The following is a 15,170-nucleotide window of genomic DNA, read 5'->3' on the forward strand; positions in this document are numbered from 1 at the left end:
ATGGGCAGTTTTTGCAAACTGCTTTCCCAATGGGGGTAATACGGGATTTCCACGTTCCGCTTACTGAAGTACATCGGCTTAGGTGCCTGCTATCGACCGGGAGGCGTATGGGTCACGAATGCGTAGTAGAAAGACGCGATTCCCACCTCCATTACCGTTTTGGTTCGAGCGTATTAGCCATTTCCGCTCGTTCAATTTAACGATCGTTGCGCAGATTCACATGTGTTCACCATACCGATTATCTAGCCCTTGTCCGGCTATGGCTGCCAGAAGAGTACGCCTCTCACGATTGATACCCCGCACCTTACGGTGCCTCGTTACATTGTCGAAGGCGCTCTTTATTCAGCCTTCTAGATTCACCCGGTGACACGGGTGGTTCCCGCAGGGGGAACAACTTCATTAAGCGACTTCGTGTCGCACCTCTACCCAATTATTGCAAATCGGTAGATTGCCATCACCCAAATAGCGGCTTAAAGCTGGCCAACGCTTCAGAGTGTAATTGATCGCCTTGGCGGTGGGAGAACTCGATGGCACTGTCAGATGATGTTGGTTGAGCCATTCATACAGTTGTTGCATCACCGGTTGACTATGCTGTTGTCGGTATTCGCGGCGCTGTTCTGCCGTACCATCGGTCTTTTTCCTGAGTTCTGCTTCTATCGCATACAGTTTCTGAATCAGCACCAATGCCTGTTCAGCGACCTGACTTTTCCCAGTTACATGCAGTTCATGGAATTTACGACGTGCATGGGCCATGCAGCCCACCTCAATGACCTGGCCTGATTTAAAGCGTGCTTTATAACCACTGTAATCATCACAGACTAGATAACCCTGCCAGCCTTTCAAGAACTCTGCAGCATGCTGGCCTGAACGACTATCCTGAAAGTCATAGATCACCGCCTGAACTGGATTATACTGTGTGGTGGCATAGGCCCAGACATAACCTTTCTTCGGTTTTTTATCATTCTCACCCATCCGCATGATGGTGACCGGTGTTTCATCGGCATGGATCACCTGCTGTTGTAGTACCACCTCTTTTAAGGCATTGGCCAGAGGTTCCAGTTCTACACCGCAGCGACCTATCCAGTCAGATAACGTTGATCTAGAAAGCTCGATTCCCGCCCGCTGATAGATCAGACGTTGACGGTACAGCGGTAAATGATCGGCATACTTCGATACCAGCACATGGCTGAGCAGTTCAGGTGAAGCAATGCCTTTATCAATCACATAGGCGGGCATCGCTTGCTGAGTCAGAGTGTCACACTGATCACAGACCCATTTACCACGCACATGCTGTTCCTTATAGAACTGTGCCGGTCTGAAATGCAGTTTTTCACTGACATCTTCGCCGATACGCCGGAGTTGGCATCCATAAGCACATTGGGTTGATGCAGGTTCATGCTCAATACGGATGGTGTGTAGATGATCTGGCAGTGGTCGACGTTTAGGTTTATTGGTTTTGGCTTTCTGTGTCGCTGCATTGGTTTTATCTGCATTTAGCCGTTCCAGTTCTAGATCAACCGCGGCAATATCTTCTTCAACCGCTTCATCCCACAGATGGATTTGTTTTGCCGTTAAGTGTTCATTCTTTTGGGCGAATTTGTGCTTTTTAAACAGCGCCAGTTCATGCTCGTATTTTTGATTGAGAATAGAAAGATGTTGAACTTTAGAATCTAATTGCTGATTGGTGACTTCAAGATGTTGAACTCTGGCATCTAATTGCTGGTTTGATTGTGCTAGAGACTGATGCTGCATCGCCAACTGTCTGGTGAATTCCAGCAGTTGTTCATGGGTCAGTTGGCTTAAGTCAGGCAGCGTATTCATGACCGCAGTATGCCTGAGGTCATGAAGAGAATGAAATAGAACGTTTGGAGGATGGCAGAATGGTCGAGCTTGGTTTAGAGCATATTCACCACTTGCTGCAATCCAATTCTCTGCCAGGGCAAACCCTGGATTAATGCCTGTAACTGTTCCGGGCTGAGGGCCACGGTTTCACCTTGGTGAACTTGAGCCCAGTGGAATTTTCCCTGTTCCAAACGCCGGGCACACAGCCAGATGCCCAGTCCATCATGTACCAACACTTTCATACGATGACCACGTTTATTACAGAACAGGTAGGCGCAATGCGGTTTGATGTAGCCAAAGGCTCTCACCACCTGAGCCATGACAGTATCCATTCCTGCTCGCATATCCATGGGCTGGGTAGAGAGCCAAATTTCATTGATACGGATCATGTTGCCAGTGCCTTGAGTAATTCTGCCAAGGCAGGTATTTCTGATGTCTGCCATTTTAGCTGAATATCATTATTCGTATGAGGCACGGTGATACACAACGTGATCCTCTCATCAATAGGTTGGCTGATTGCAGCAGTGTAAGGCAAAGCAATAAATGCTGGATTCACATGAGTAGGATCCTGCACGGCACCATCATGATGGCTGAAGATCCTGATCCAACGACTGACAAGGTTGGCATTAATACTATGTTGCAGTGCGACCGAAGCGATCGAGGTATTAGGATTTTTGCAGGCATTGACAATACTGAGTTTGAATTCTTTGCTGTATTTTCGGCGTTTTTTAGCAACAGGAGGTGTTGCTGAATATATATCCATGTTCATGGATTAAGTCCCCACTTGTTTTTAGGTGGGGACTAAATTAAGGCTTATAGGATCGCTTGGTAAGGCTGTGTTAGCCGGATGCTTACATTCTACTCTTGATGCAGCATTGTTAACATCATTTTTAAACGCTTCAACAAGCTCAATAAAGTCACTTGTAGCTTCATTAATATCAATTAGTTTACTCTTGAGTTGGCTCGCCAAAGTGTTAGCTCTAACCAAAATATCTTCAGTAGTATTAACTAATGATGCTTGATCATATACTTTTTGATAACCATTAATATCGGCAAATACTAGATCAATATATGTGTTTAATGAGCTAATGTGAGTGTGACCTGTCCATTGCTGTAGTTCTAATTTAAACTTTTCGGTATGCAGTAGGTGTTTACGAAAATCATCTGTATTATTGATATTGTTGTGCTGCAAAATGATTCTTTTTAAAGTGTTGGTTATAAATGCGTGGCGGAACAAATGAGGATGGAAACTTTCTTTGATTTCACATGCTTTTTTCCATTCATTCATTCGTCTACGTGTTGATTCTGCTGATAAAGGCTCACCATTCTTTAGGTTTACAAAAAGGTAACCGTGATCGTTAGCAGTTCCAATAGTTCTCTTAATAACCTTACGTCTAATTTTTCGAATATATTGAGTAATAGTACTCAAAAATGCCTGTGGCACAGGAATAAAGCGTTCATGGTTGTTACGTTTTAATGTTGTGACTCTCAATAATGGTGCATCATCTTTCATTAGAGCATCATCAATATCTTTTACCATAGCCATATGGACTTCAGAGTTACGAGCTCCTGTAGTCTCTAAAAATGAATAAAGAGCGACATCGCGAATACGTTTTTCTCGATTAGGCTCGTGATTGATGTACTCCCAAACCTTCATTGCTGACTCTTCTGAAACAGGATGCCTACGTTTCAGAGGTGTGTCATTAGGAAAAGAACTGTGAGTTAGACTTTCGGTATCGAATAGTTTATTCCCCTCAGTCTTTTGACTAGTCCTTTTAATTTTAATTCTAATCGTACTGCCTTTATCTTGGCCGATAAAATTTTTTAATTGATAAAAATCTTGTATATATATTAGAAAATGGAGGCACTGAGTACCTATTTGTCGTACTTGTTTTCCAGTGCGTTTTAGGTTTCCCAAACTATCGCGTTTTGCTATTAAACTTTTAATAAAAAGAGAAAAATGAGAATCTGTTAATTGAGTGAAGACTATATTGTTATTATAGCAAAAGTTAATTAAATGAATGATTTGGTTTGCATATGTTCGTAATGTACCACCACCGACACGTGTGGACTTACCCTCTTCTAACTTTGATAGTAAGTAAAGGTTTGCTTCAAAACATGGTATTCCATTGTCATATGTTACATATGGGATTGTTTGTGGCTTTGTTAAATTGAGCTTTTTTTCAATGTTTGAATAATGGCTCAAACCAATATAATCTTTGATTATTTCAACAGGCATCATTTACTCCCTAAGGTAAACGATAATTTGTGCTGTAATTTATTATGCAGATCTTGATAGAGAGCCTGACGCCCTTCATTTGTCATGTTATTTGAGTTAGCCATTCTTGCTAGTTCCAATGACATTTCACCAATGATGGTAGTTAAACTCATAATAGTGTGCTTGCTCTTATCTAGCTCTATTTCGGCATTTTTTAAGCGTTCTTTGAAATATGCTTTAGTGTTGTGATTAGGGTTTGACTCTTTAACTATCTCTTTTTCAAGTGCTGCTTTTGCATTTTGACGTAACTCGTCTAGTTCAATAAACCCACGTGATAAACAGTAGTCTGCTGCACTTTTCAAAGTATTAAGAGTGCAAGATGTAATAGCGTATTCTTTATTAAAAAATGCAGCCAACTTACGTTGACTCATTAAAGCATTTTGGATTTCGGGTGTGCTGTAATTTTTAGGCTCGTTTATGATTTGGATGAGTAGTTCTTTTGTGTTAACTACTTTGTCTTGGTTTTTTTGCAAAATTTTCATTAAGCTAGCTCCCTGACTTCTAAGATCATACGGTAATCTTGGATGGCTGCACCTTCACGCACAATTGTAAAAAACTCAGGTTCCAGCCGTATCACATCATCATGTAGTAATTGATAAATAGTATCTTCAATTGCACTGAGATCCTTATCACTAATATATGATGGTCTTGTTTCATAGTCTTCATCATTGACGTAATCAGTGATTGCATCTGAAATCCGTTCTAATTCTATATTTGCTTGTTCAACGTCATAGTATTGGCTAATAGCTTTGCGTAGAGCATCAATTGTCTGAAGATGCCCATTTTGTACTTCATTTACTAAATGTGCTGCCTTAATGCCATTTAATACAGCACCATTACAAGTGTCTGTAATGTAGTGATATAAGTGCTCTGAAGAGCTATGGCCAAGCATCCAACGAATCGCATCTAGACCATCATAACCATTACTCCAGAAAAACATCATTGCGAAAAATCTTCGCAATTGGTGATTTGAAAAATAAAGTTTTTTAGGTATGCCATTCTCATTAATAAAAGGGGTTTCAAAATAATCACAAATGTATGTGTAAGGGGTGACTGTTATCGAATTAGTGAAGTTCAATTTTTTTTCTGAGCTTCCTAACAAATTAAACAAAGATGATAAGTTAATTCCGAGGTGTATAACTCTTTTGTTAAATGATTCAATTTTCCACATCAGCCTAGCTATAGAACGGATCATTGGGCGATGTGTAATTGCTTTAGCATCATTATCACCACTAACCCCCGTTTTCATTACTAAGCTCTTCACGGAGAAAAGGGTATTATAATCTGCACCCTCTGGATCTATATCTGGAATTAGATTTGAGTATGGATTTAAGTTGTTGATTTCACCTGTTCTTTTGGCAGAAAATATAGAAAACAAAAATTGTACACTTGATATTAATATGTTGTATCTATTTATTAATGTATTGCTATACAGAGAGGTTTTTTTTCTATCAAAATTAGTGTTACGCAATAGGTAGCCACCACAAACTAATTTGTTTGGATATAAGCGATTTACAAGATCACTAAAGTTACTACGTTCATACTTATTCAGGGAAGTTTCTATATTTCCTGTATTTTTTTGAAATTCCAATACTTCAATCACAGACTCAAGAATTTCATCAATATTTTTAAATGAATATTCAAATGTATCACGCATTAAATTTAGTATGGGCGCTACTGGTAGTGTCTTAAAGCGCCCACTTTCAGAGACATCAATCAATCTAGCAATTGTATTGAAATTTAATTTGCTAAAAATAGTATGATCTAATGGAGTTTCTTCTAAATTGGCAGCAAAGGATAATTGTTTTAAAAGCCTTAATGCATCAATTATTTTGCGTTTATGCACTTCGTCAAAATTTGCTGAATACGAAATTCGAGATGTGCTTTGAGAGGGGGCATATAGTCCGTAATGGTCTTCTTTATTCCTGTAATCTTCATGTAGTATATTGTTAATAAAGCTATTAGATTGAATTTTTAATAGAATTTCACTTTTAAAGATAAATTTTTTTAATTCACTATAATTAAAAGTATGATCAGGGTTAATAAAATTATCTATAATAAAATTATTAGCTCTATTGTATTCATCTGCACTAAAGTTAAATACATTCAAAAGACATTTTTTATTATTGGTAGCGGGGTATGTAGATGATGCATTAATAATTTGATTGCGTGCCAAATCCTCAAATCGTAAATATCTTGGAACTCCATATACATCAACTGTTATTGTAGATATTAATACATCAATGAGGAAGTCGGTACTTAAAAGCGAAAGGTGGAATTTACTTAAATTAATTGCAGAACCATTAATAATAATGCAATCAATCAGCTTCAATAGACCATATAATCTGTTTCGAATACTTAAAGATGAAAGGAGACCTCCACCATTAATACTTGGATTGTCAGTATTAGTTAGCCAAAGTTTAAAAGTATTTAAGAGTTTGCTATGACATGGGTCGCTCAAATAAGTTCCATCATTTAATTTTATCTTATTCCATTTAAGAACTATTGAAGAGCTATTTTTAATGGTTTTACTTTTAGGAAATACGATTTTCCATTCATTATCTGCAAATTCACACTTCAACCAATTTGGTTTGTACTCAAGACTAATAAAAGACTGTGTATATAAGTTCGTCATATTAGCCATAGTTTGAATATCATTAACTGCAATCGCTTGTTTTAATATTTCTTTAATAGTCTCAGTTTCAAGGTCGGCGAAAGGATTTTCTGTGCTTGAGTAAATAAGTTTTAGATTTTGATTTAATGCGTTATTCATCCAAAAATTCCTTGTCTTACTTTTTCAATATCAAGAGGTTGTGTTAATGCTTTCTTATAAAAATCTATGGTGGAGTCAACATTAACGATTCGTTTTGATTTATCTTTACATTCATACTGAGACAAAATGAATACTGCTGTCATGTACCAATACTTAACATTCTCAGGAACGGTTTCATTGTATTTTTCAACAATATTGCGTATAGCAATTAGCATTTGAAGAATAGAAGGACTAATCATGAAAACAAGAACATCTAATTTTTTCTTAATTTCTTCTTCTTCTTCTTTGGTCTTGGTCTTCTCAATTTCCATCATGTGTGCGGGAAAGTTACGCATCTTGTGATTTTCAAGAAACTGTTCAAGATTTTCTATTTTGAAATCAAATGCTTCATTAAGTAAGTCAGAGTCTTTCATCGCTTCAAACATTAAAGAATTTTGAAAAATACGTACCCAACGATCATTAAAATAATTAAGCAATGCCTGAGGTAAATAAGCCTCTAGAACCTCAAGATTAACTTGCTTATGACCAAGTTTTTTACTGACTTCTTCAATTGAACGAGTATCAAGATAGGTATGTATTCCTTTCTTTTTTCTAATATTTCTTAAACTGAAAACAGAAATTAAAGCATTGATTTCATCTGTATTTAGATATGCTTTCCCATTCTCATTAAACTGGATTTCTGAGCAAACTCTTTTTAGATCCGAAAGTCCACAAGTTTCAACATTATTAAACATAGCTGCACTTAGTTTTGACACAATATTTATTTTATTAGTTGAGGCGTAGAGAGGTACAAATCGCCAGTTGTCATCTTTAATGGCTTTCAAACAATTTCGCTCAAAAGAGGTCATTTCAATCAACGTTTCAACTAGATACTTTGAACGCTCCGTTAAAACTATATCTTGTTGTGCTTGTGTAGCTCCTTTTCGTTTTTTAAAGGATGAAATTATCCAGTGATTCCCTACTTGCTTATAACCTGTCAAATTTCCATGTTTATCATATAATTCCCATGCTTCAAACCAACTTGGTGTTATAGCAGGATTTTCTAAAACAAGTAGAGTATATATAGCAAAAATAAAATTTTTATTTACTCGATATAGTTCGTTAAAGGCTTCTCTTTTTTTATTTATACCCAATATATAACCAGAAAACTTCCTTTTTTTTATGATATTACCGTTTATGTCAATTACTGGGTTGAAACATTGATCGATTCCATAGTGTTTTAGTGTTGCAAGAGTATTAGCTGAATATCCTATTCCACATTTAACACCATCTTTTTCAGCCATGCGTAACCCCTGTGGTTGAGTTCTAACATTACCTATTTGAGATTCTACTTTTTTGTAGTTTAAAATGTATGAGTCAACATAATTATCAAGTGCTTGCTTTATGTGGCTGAATTCATTTTCTAATCGTATTTGTATTTTTGTGACTGCTTCTTCGTCTTTTATATATAATGGAATACCACCATATAACTGTTCCTGTTCTTCCTTTGTGAATGAGCCGCCTGATGGAAGTGCCTTATTATCTTCTTTTGGTTTTTTAAATTTTGGAACAACAATTGGATATAATGGCTCTTCAAATAATCCTGTCTCTACAAAGCAACTCATATATTTTTCCACCATTCTCGACCAATCTTTAATAGCGGCGTGAGCTTGGCCTCCATTTGCTATTCGTTTTGCAAAAAAACGATGATAAATGTTGAGCATGAAGTAATAAGAATTACCATGATTTAGACTAAATTTGAGCTCCTCAACATTATCTATAACTAGGGCAAATTCACTGAATAATATAATAAGTAGTTCTAGTGTAGAACGTAGGCTGCTATCTATTTTTTTTATAGCGTAATTTTCTATAAAACTATGAATTTCTAAAGCAAATTCCTTACCATAAGCATCATATATTTTTTGTAGTTGATATCGTCTAAGTACACCATTTTGTGATTTTACATACCAGCCTTCGTAATAACGTTTTCTTTCCAAATCTATCGGGTGTGATTTATAGGCTTTAATGTGCCGATTAATTTTATTGCTATCTAAGCTTAATAATTCCTTTGTGTCTAATTTAATACCGTTGCTGCTGACAAACTTAGAAATAGCAGTTGCATGCTGCCATACAATCTGGTGTCGGCTATGTTGAGGGAGGTTGGAAAATTCAGTATGAACAAATCCCGAAAAAAGTACTAATTGTTTGTAAGCTATTTCCTTGCTATTAAGTATATCCATACCTGTGTAGGGATAATTACTGCCAATACCGGTTATATCAATAAAAGCTGCATAAGTATTCATAGCTGGTGTTTGAGGCCGCGATACATCGGGTATTAAACTATGTAGCTTAAGCATGAATTTATTATTAAGGATTGTACTTAGACGTGGATATCCTTTTAAGTATCTGCTGTCCAAAAGTAGTCTCCTTTATACTTTGTTGACATGTATCAATGATTTAATAGATACTAATAAATCTTGTATGGCTTGTATATAGAGTTATTCATAAATATTGACACTATAGTTCAATGCCCGGAAACAATCAATTTCAGGCACAGGCGAAGTTGCCGCGTGAAGTTGTACAACAACTCAAAGATGAAGGTCTTCCTGTATTGGACAGCATGTTACCGCCTTCAGTGCTGATGAAAGAATCGCATCATAAAAATCAACCTTTAATCCATTTGGCTGCAGATCATAAATTGACGCAAGCCTATCAATCATTGTTCAATGAAATTGAGCAAAAGTAGTATCGAGAAAAGTATGAATGCACTTAAATGTGGTCTAGTTGCTTTCACTGCTGTTGTATTGGGTGCATGTGCAAGTACGCCTAAACCAAGCTATGTTTCACCTACACAGTATCAGTCTTTGAGTTGCCAACAATTGCAAAGCGAATACAACCGAATCCACGACTATATTCAAAATGGTGTAGAAACACCGAAGCGCACAGGCGTTGGTGTCGGTGTTGGCCTCGGTGGTGGCTGGGGCAGCCGTGGAGGTTGGGGAATTGGTCCGAGTATTTCGGTCAATATGGGACAATCTTCAAATACCAAACGTACCGAACTTTCACGCGTTCTAGGTGAGCAAGAAGCGATTGTACAGGCAGCAAAATTTAAAGGTTGTCCGATTATCGTTCGCGTAAATTCGGCTACCGCAGCAAAATCATAAGCGGATCATGAGCAGGGGCTCAGGCCTGTGCTATGAGAAAAGTGTAATAAAATTTGTCAGTAGGCGAGGCGTCTACTGGCATTTTTTTTGAGCCAAATAAACTGCACTATTTAGAGCCAATAAAATATTTAAATCTATGAAAAAATTAAATTAAATATCATTCGTAAATTTTAATACTTCCTTCTGGTCTTGAACATTCAGCGTGAGTGCATTGACTTGTACAAGGATAAAACTGACCTAGCGCGTACTTGTTTTTTTAAATTCATTTCGGCTAAGGTGTGCGCTTTGAAACATTGTCTGGGTATTTATGATTGAGAGTTGGCTTTTTGTATTGGCAATGATTGCGGTGATGATGACGCCGGGACCTAGCAATGCACTAATGGCAAGCTCTGCACATCAACAAGGCATTGCAAAGACGTGCATGCTGATTCCTGCAGAATTATTGGGCTATTTCTATGCCATTAATTTGTGGGCGTTGATTATTCATTTAAGCGCTCCAGTGTGGCCGAATTTAATTCACTTGCTACATTTTCTCAGTATTGCCTATGTTTTATGGTTGGCTTTTCATTTGTGGAAATCGACGCATTTACATCAGTACAATCAAAAACATCCTTCAATTCAACCACGTGAATTATTTATTTCCTCGTTAAAAAATCCTAAAGCGTTGCTTTTTGCTGCAGGTATTTTCCCAATTGAAACTTGGGCTAGCCCATTAAATTTTATTTTGGTTTTTGCTGTATTTAGCGTGGTTTTGCTACCAGTTGCATTGTTTTGGATGTCATTTGGACGGACGATTTTGGCCGGTAAGACCCAAAAAATTAAGGCCGATCTTCTATATAAAGGATCGGCCCTGATGCTGATTTTATGTATGTTCCCTGTGGTTTTGCGCTTTTTTGCTTAAAGGCGTTCACCACATCGGTTTATTTCTTTAATTTTGCTCGAATAAAACCAATCACACCCGGTAAAACACTAATAATAATGATGCCAAAGATCAGATGGGTGAAGTTATCTTTCACGATGGGCATATTGCCAAATAAATAACCCAAAGTGATAAATGAGCCAACCCAGCAAATCGCACCAATCATGTTAAAAGTCAGGAAGTACTTGTAGTTCATGCTGCCTGCACCTGCGACAAAAGGCGCGAAGGTTCGTGCAAAAGGAATAAAGCGGGCAAAAATAATGGTTTTACCACCATGTTTTTCAAAGAATTTTTGCGTATTCACCAAATGTTGACGGTTAATGAAGCGTGATTCAATTTCAAAGACACGTGGGCCAATATATTTACCAATATGGTAGTTCAGCGTGTCGCCCAAGACTGCCGCGATAAACAGCAAAATCACCAAAACCCACGGATCCATGGCACCTGTTGACGCAGCGAGAGCACCTGCTGCAAACAGAAGACTGTCACCCGGTAAAAAGGGCATGACGACTAAACCGGTTTCAACAAAAATAATCAGGAACAGAATTGCATAAATCCATACGCCATAATTGGTAATGAACTCGAGTAAATGGTCATCAACATGTAGTATAAAATCAATCAGTTCCATGGGGCTTATATGCGTAAAATAGTGTTCTGATGCTATCAGTCTGGGGCAGCAAAGTCAGTATTAAAACGTAATTAATTATCAGTAAAATCGTTCTATATATGGAATGATGAATATTATAAAAGCATATTTAAAGAGAATAAGAAACGACCTAATCTAAGCACATCTTTTGAACAGTATTAAAAATAGGTTTCAGTATGTTTAATCCAAATCTAGTGGTGAAAAATCTGAGTCAACAGCCGCAAATCAATGCGGTAGTCAGTCTCGTTGCACGTATTTTGATGGCTTATATTTTTATTGTGGCAGGTTGGGGTAAAATTACCGCTTACACTGCAACCGCAGGTTATATGGAGTCAATGGGTGTACCGGCAGGGCTACTTCCGATCACCATTTTAGTCGAGTTGGGTGGTGGCTTAGCTTTATTGTTTGGTTTTCAAGCGCGGTTTGCGGCACTGGGTCTAACCGTATTTAGTTTAATCACTGCATTTTTATTCCATGGCGGTGCAGAAGATGGCATTAACTTTATGAAAAATTTGGCGATGTCAGGCGGCTTATTATTTCTCATGTTACATGGTGCAGGTAAATTCAGTTTTGATCATTGGAACGAAAAATCAAAATAAAGCGGTCATGAGTCCGAGCATCCATCAAAGCGGCGTTCTGCCGCTTTTTTCATGTCTATCGCTGATTTAAAGTAAATCAATAAAGCCCTGAAATGTGTTGTAAAAAACATCGTTTGGCTTGTGGTTTTTGCCCCTGTCCGAATAGTGTGCGAAAGTCCAAGAAAAATGTTAGAATACGGCGCTTATATTCGTTGCCTGCATAGTTGTTTGCCATGACTACCAATACCCAAATTACTGAAGACCGTATCCTGATTTTGGATTTCGGTTCTCAATATAGCCAGCTTATTGCACGTCGTGTACGTGAAGCTGGTGTTTATTCAGAAATGTACGCATTTGATATGTCTGAAGAAGACATTCGTGCATTTAACCCAAACGGGATCATTCTTTCAGGTGGTCCAGAAAGTGTTCATGAAGAAGGTAGTCCGCGCGCACCACAAGTTGTATTTGAACTTGGTGTACCTGTTTTAGGTATTTGCTATGGTCTACAAACCATGTCAGAGCAGCTTGGCGGTAAAGTTGAGCCAGGTACTGTACATGAATTCGGTTATGCAGAAGTTGATATTAAAGTCCGTGATGCTTTAATTGGTGATCTTGAAGATACCAAAGACCAATTAAAAGTATGGATGAGTCATGGCGATAAAGTGACTCAAATTCCTGAAGGTTTCCAAATCACTGCCAGCACACCAAGCTGCCCAGTGGCGATGGTTTCTGATGAAAAACGTCGTTTCTATGGTATCCAATTCCACCCAGAAGTGACACACACTGCGAAAGGTGCTGAGTTATTGTCTAACTTCGTACATGGCGTATGTGGTTGCCGTAACTTGTGGAACTCAGAAAACATCATCGATCTTCGCGTAGAACAACTTCGTGAGCAAATTGGTGATCAAAAAGTTCTCTTGGGTCTTTCAGGCGGTGTCGATTCATCTGTTGTAGCTGCACTTTTACACCGTGCGATTGGCGACCAATTGACTTGTGTATTCGTAGATAACGGTTTACTTCGTTTGAACGAAGGCGAGCAAGTGATGGACATGTTTGCGAAAAACATGGGTATTCGCGTGATTCGTGCCGACGCTGAAAATCGCTTCTTAACAGCGCTTGCTGGTGAAGTTGATCCAGAGAAAAAACGTAAAATCATCGGTCGTGAATTCATTGAAGTGTTTGCTGAAGAAGCACGTAAGCTTGACGGTGTGAACTTCCTTGCTCAAGGTACCATTTACCCAGACGTAATTGAATCTGCAGCAAGCAAACAAGGTAAAGCACACGTGATTAAATCACACCACAACGTGGGTGGTTTACCTGAAGATTTAGCATTCGAATTGGTTGAGCCAATCCGTGATTTATTCAAAGACGAAGTACGCCGTTTAGGTACAACTTTAGGTCTTCCATTTGAAATGCTTTACCGTCATCCATTCCCAGGCCCAGGTCTAGGTGTACGTATTCTTGGTGAAGTGAAAAAAGAATATGCAGATATCCTTCGTCTAGCAGATGACATCTTCATGCAAGAACTTCGCGCAAGCGGCTGGTATGACAAAACTGCGCAAGCATTTGCTGTATTCCAACCCGTGAAATCGGTTGGTGTGGTGGGTGATGGCCGCCGTTATGCATGGGTGATCGCGCTTCGTGCTGTAGAAACTGTGGACTTTATGACTGCACGTTTTGCACACCTTCCTTATGATCTTGTAGACAAGATTTCTACACGTATCATGAACGAGATTGCTGAAGTTTCTCGTGTTGTTTATGACGTATCGTCTAAACCACCTGCAACTATTGAATGGGAGTAAAACTGGGGTTTCACGAAGCACTGCTTCGTGCCAGTTTTACGCCAAGAGCTATGCTCGCGGCAGTTTTGGATTTCAAGAAACAACATTTCTTGCCTAAATTACGCCAAGAGCTATGCTTGAGGCTATTTAGGGAAACCTAGATAATTCTACTAATAAAAAAGGACGCCTCGGCGTCCTTTTTTTATTTATAATTATGAAAAATACTATTTTAAAAGAGCAAGTTAAATGTCATTGCCTACATACGATCAGTTGATGCTTCCATTAATGAAACTTTTAGCAGAACAAAAAGAGGCAATAAAATTAAGTTCTGCCACAAAAATTTTAGCTGAAAGATCTGGGTTATCTGAAGCTGATTTAAATTTAAGGCTATCTAGTGGTACAAAAACAGTATTTTATGATCGTGTTGGCTGGGCGAAAACATATTTGGTTAAAGCAGGTTTGATACAACAACCATCACGTGGTCTTTGCGAATTAAGTACTTTAGGTTGGTCTATTGATTTGTCCAGCTTATCCAATATAACTAATCAGTATTTGATGCAGTTTGAAGGGTTTTCTGATTATAAAATTGGTTCTAACCATAATAAAAATATTCAAAATCTAGTTCTAATAGAAGAGCATGCTACATCTATTCAAACAGAACATTTGACGCCTGCAGAAATAATCGAACAATCATCAAAGGAGCTTAATCAAACAATTAAAGATGAGCTATTAAATAAAATTAAAAGTAATTCACCCAAATTCTTTGAGCAATTAGTTGTCGATTTGTTGGTAATAATGGGTTATGGCGGTTCACATCAAGACGCAGCCCAAGCAATAGGTAAAACCAGTGATGGTGGCATTGACGGTATTATCAGTGAAGATCGTTTAGGTTTAGATAAAATATATATTCAAGCTAAACGTTGGGAAAATACGGTGGGGCGCCCTGACATTCAACAGTTTAAGGGAGCTTTGGCTGATCAAGTGGCGAAAAAGGGCGTATTTATTACTACTTCTTGTTTTAGTAAAGAAGCAATTGAGTCAGCAAAGAAATCAGGCATTGTTTTAATTGATGGTGACAAGCTTACATCTCTCATGATTGAATTTGGCTTGGGTATTCAAATTGAAAGAAGTTTCCATATTTATAAAATAGATCAAGACCGTTTTGATGAAGATAGTTTTTAAATAAACTTAAAGGACGCCTCGGCGTCCT

Annotated in this window: 12 protein-coding genes and 2 pseudogenes; 6 read left to right on the forward strand and 8 right to left on the reverse strand. The window is 38.1% G+C overall.

Annotation, left to right across the window (positions count from 1 at the left end):
• Window positions 1-420 precede the first annotated feature (420 nt).
• The 7 genes and pseudogenes from FTU17_RS12550 to FTU17_RS12580 all read right to left on the reverse strand — a co-directional run.
• Window positions 421-1,821: pseudogene (locus FTU17_RS12550) on the reverse strand (IS66 family transposase); the annotation flags it as partial.
• Window positions 1,822-1,895: 74 nt separating this feature from the next.
• On the reverse strand, window positions 1,896-2,231 hold the full coding sequence (gene tnpB, locus FTU17_RS12555) for an IS66 family insertion sequence element accessory protein TnpB (protein WP_000619347.1): 336 nt from the start codon (window positions 2,229-2,231) through the stop codon (window positions 1,896-1,898).
• Window positions 2,228-2,611 (reverse strand): transposase, encoded by a 384-nt coding sequence (locus FTU17_RS12560; protein WP_019383553.1) that lies wholly within the window; start codon window positions 2,609-2,611, stop codon window positions 2,228-2,230. Before FTU17_RS12560 ends, tnpB begins: the two co-directional genes overlap by 4 nt.
• Before the next feature lie 21 nt (window positions 2,612-2,632).
• Window positions 2,633-4,081 carry a tyrosine-type recombinase/integrase gene (locus tag FTU17_RS12565; protein ID WP_257227396.1) on the reverse strand — a complete coding sequence of 483 codons (1,449 nt, stop codon included), beginning with the start codon at window positions 4,079-4,081 and terminating at the stop codon, window positions 2,633-2,635.
• Window positions 4,081-4,602, reverse strand: a complete 522-nt coding sequence (locus FTU17_RS12570; protein WP_180135609.1) for a hypothetical protein — start codon at window positions 4,600-4,602, stop codon at window positions 4,081-4,083. The genes FTU17_RS12565 and FTU17_RS12570 overlap by 1 nt, the downstream gene beginning before the upstream one ends.
• Complete coding sequence (locus FTU17_RS12575) at window positions 4,602-6,893, reverse strand: site-specific integrase (RefSeq protein ID WP_180135610.1); 2,292 nt, start codon at window positions 6,891-6,893, stop codon at window positions 4,602-4,604. Before FTU17_RS12575 ends, FTU17_RS12570 begins: the two co-directional genes overlap by 1 nt.
• Window positions 6,890-9,229, reverse strand: coding sequence for a hypothetical protein (locus tag FTU17_RS12580; RefSeq protein ID WP_257227397.1), 2,340 nt, complete (start codon window positions 9,227-9,229; stop codon window positions 6,890-6,892). The genes FTU17_RS12575 and FTU17_RS12580 overlap by 4 nt, the downstream gene beginning before the upstream one ends.
• A gap of 182 nt (window positions 9,230-9,411) precedes the next feature.
• On the opposite strand from FTU17_RS12580, the pseudogene FTU17_RS12585 reads away from it, so the two are divergent.
• The 3 genes and pseudogenes from FTU17_RS12585 to FTU17_RS12595 form a co-directional block, all read left to right on the forward strand.
• Window positions 9,412-9,618, forward strand: a pseudogene (locus FTU17_RS12585) (ParA family protein); the annotation flags it as partial.
• Between the two features lie 13 nt (window positions 9,619-9,631).
• Complete coding sequence (locus FTU17_RS12590; RefSeq protein WP_180003552.1) at window positions 9,632-10,036, forward strand: hypothetical protein; 405 nt, start codon at window positions 9,632-9,634, stop codon at window positions 10,034-10,036.
• 307 nt (window positions 10,037-10,343) lie between these two features.
• Window positions 10,344-10,937, forward strand: a complete 594-nt coding sequence (locus FTU17_RS12595) for a LysE family translocator (RefSeq protein WP_168378830.1) — start codon at window positions 10,344-10,346, stop codon at window positions 10,935-10,937.
• A 19-nt stretch (window positions 10,938-10,956) separates the two neighbouring features.
• On the opposite strand, the gene FTU17_RS12600 is transcribed toward FTU17_RS12595, so the two are convergent.
• Entirely contained in the window at window positions 10,957-11,583 is a 627-nt protein-coding gene (locus FTU17_RS12600; protein ID WP_078191514.1) for a DedA family protein, read from the reverse strand.
• A 194-nt stretch (window positions 11,584-11,777) separates the two neighbouring features.
• Here FTU17_RS12600 and FTU17_RS12605 point away from each other — a divergent pair, with 194 nt between their 5' ends.
• The 3 genes from FTU17_RS12605 to FTU17_RS12615 all read left to right on the forward strand — a co-directional run bounded on the left by FTU17_RS12605 (window position 11,778) and on the right by FTU17_RS12615 (window position 15,142).
• Window positions 11,778-12,200, forward strand: a complete 423-nt coding sequence (locus tag FTU17_RS12605) for a DoxX family protein (RefSeq protein WP_180135612.1) — start codon at window positions 11,778-11,780, stop codon at window positions 12,198-12,200.
• A 212-nt stretch (window positions 12,201-12,412) separates the two neighbouring features.
• Entirely contained in the window at window positions 12,413-13,981 is a 1,569-nt protein-coding gene (gene guaA / locus FTU17_RS12610) for a glutamine-hydrolyzing GMP synthase (RefSeq protein WP_078194056.1), read from the forward strand.
• A 225-nt stretch (window positions 13,982-14,206) separates the two neighbouring features.
• A complete protein-coding gene (locus tag FTU17_RS12615; protein ID WP_078191511.1) occupies window positions 14,207-15,142 on the forward strand; it encodes a restriction endonuclease in 936 nt (311 codons plus the stop codon).
• Window positions 15,143-15,170: the final 28 nt, after the last annotated feature.

Origin of the sequence: Acinetobacter sp. YH12070, from assembly GCF_013419625.1 — a bacterium.
Lineage (GTDB): Bacteria > Pseudomonadota > Gammaproteobacteria > Pseudomonadales > Moraxellaceae > Acinetobacter > Acinetobacter amyesii.

Bases quoted from the DNA above. Each gene is read 5' to 3' on its own strand.
- guaA (WP_078194056.1), top strand. From the start codon at position 12,413: ATGACTACCAATACCCAAATTACTGAAGACCGTATCCTGATTTTGGAT.
- FTU17_RS12580 (WP_257227397.1), bottom strand. From the start codon at position 9,229: ATGCTTAAGCTACATAGTTTAATACCCGATGTATCGCGGCCTCAAACA.
- FTU17_RS12575 (WP_180135610.1), bottom strand. From the start codon at position 6,893: ATGAATAACGCATTAAATCAAAATCTAAAACTTATTTACTCAAGCACA.
- FTU17_RS12605 (WP_180135612.1), top strand. From the start codon at position 11,778: ATGTTTAATCCAAATCTAGTGGTGAAAAATCTGAGTCAACAGCCGCAA.
- FTU17_RS12565 (WP_257227396.1), bottom strand. From the start codon at position 4,081: ATGCCTGTTGAAATAATCAAAGATTATATTGGTTTGAGCCATTATTCA.
- FTU17_RS12570 (WP_180135609.1), bottom strand. From the start codon at position 4,602: ATGAAAATTTTGCAAAAAAACCAAGACAAAGTAGTTAACACAAAAGAA.
- FTU17_RS12560 (WP_019383553.1), bottom strand. From the start codon at position 2,611: ATGAACATGGATATATATTCAGCAACACCTCCTGTTGCTAAAAAACGC.
- tnpB (WP_000619347.1), bottom strand. From the start codon at position 2,231: ATGATCCGTATCAATGAAATTTGGCTCTCTACCCAGCCCATGGATATG.
- FTU17_RS12600 (WP_078191514.1), bottom strand. From the start codon at position 11,583: ATGGAACTGATTGATTTTATACTACATGTTGATGACCATTTACTCGAG.
- FTU17_RS12590 (WP_180003552.1), top strand. From the start codon at position 9,632: ATGAATGCACTTAAATGTGGTCTAGTTGCTTTCACTGCTGTTGTATTG.
- FTU17_RS12595 (WP_168378830.1), top strand. From the start codon at position 10,344: ATGATTGAGAGTTGGCTTTTTGTATTGGCAATGATTGCGGTGATGATG.
- FTU17_RS12615 (WP_078191511.1), top strand. From the start codon at position 14,207: ATGTCATTGCCTACATACGATCAGTTGATGCTTCCATTAATGAAACTT.